Origin of the sequence: Pseudomonas sp. JV245A, assembly GCF_032424515.1 — a bacterium.
GTDB lineage: Bacteria > Pseudomonadota > Gammaproteobacteria > Pseudomonadales > Pseudomonadaceae > Aquipseudomonas > Aquipseudomonas protegens.
In genome coordinates, this window is record NZ_VYKE01000407.1 from 1 (window position 1) to 1,111 (window position 1,111).

1 protein-coding gene is annotated in these 1,111 nt (G+C 67.6%); it reads right to left on the reverse strand.

Features of this window, described 5'->3' with window-relative positions; translation table 11 throughout:
• Nucleotides 1-69: 69 nt before the first annotated feature.
• On the reverse strand, nt 70-1,111 hold a 1,042-nt coding region (locus tag F6S12_RS32050; protein WP_315869898.1), incomplete at its 5' end, for a tetratricopeptide repeat protein.

A 1,111-nucleotide genomic window follows, 5' to 3' on the forward strand; every position in this document is an offset into this window, starting at 1 on the left:
CCAGCGCCTGCCAGCCCCAGAGCATCAGCCCAAGCGCCACTGCCCACAGACCTCTCAGCGCTACAGGGTTCATGGCGTCACCTGCGGCGTGGTGTTGTCGAGGTCCTGCAGGCTGAACTTCTGCCGCAGGAACGCCGCCGGGGAGGTGCTGAGGTTCTGCAGCCAAAGCTCGTCGCTGACGGCCTGCTGGGTCTCGACCTTCTTGCTCTGGCCCTTGCCCGCAGGCTTGTCGAACTTGATGGCATCGGGCTTGACCTCGGGGGCGTTCTGCTGCGCGCTCTCGGTGTCTTTTTTCAGCGCCTGGGCCAGGGCCAGGTTGGCGCGGGCCTCGGCAAACCGGGGCTGCAACTTCAGGGCTTGCTGATAGGCGGCGATGGCCTCGTCGAACTTGAAGCGCCGCACATGGATATTGCCCAGGTAGAAATACGCCGCGGCGCTGTCCAGGCGGGCGAAGCTGGCCAGGGCCAGATCGAAGTCCGCCGCTTTATAAGCCGCGATGCCTTTCCAGTAGGGGTCGGTGAACAGCGCGGCGGCGGCCGGGTAGTGGCCGTGTTCGAAGGCCCAGCGGCCTTGCTGGTCGGCGCTGAAGAAGGCGTCGGCCAAGGTATTGGCCCGGGCCGTCGGCGCTTGCAGGCTCAAGCCCAGGCCCAGCAGCAGGGCACCCAGCCAGTTCAGGCTCCAGCCGCGGCGCACGCTGCAGAACGCCAACAGCAGCAGTGGCCAGCACAGCCAGTAGCCGGCGTCTTTCCATTGCAGTTGCCGGTCGGGGGCGCTGGCCGCGGTGAAATGCTGCTGGGCATGCAACTGCACCCAGTCCAGGTCGTCGTCATTCAGGGTCAGGCTGCCCAGGGGCGCGTCGCTGGCGGCGGCCAGTTGCTTGAGCGCGGCGCTGTCGAAACGCCCCAGTTGCGGGCGGCCGTCACTGTCGGTGAGCGGCTGGCCGTTGGCGTCGCGGATGATCCCGCCGTCGCTGCTGCCGGCCGCGAGGATCAGTACCTGCAAGGGGCTGTCGGCCAGTTGCTGTTTGATCGCCGCCAATTGCGAGGTGTCGGCGCCGTCGCTGATCAGCAGCAGGCTGCCGGGGCTGTGCTCGGCCTGGAGCAGGCGCTGG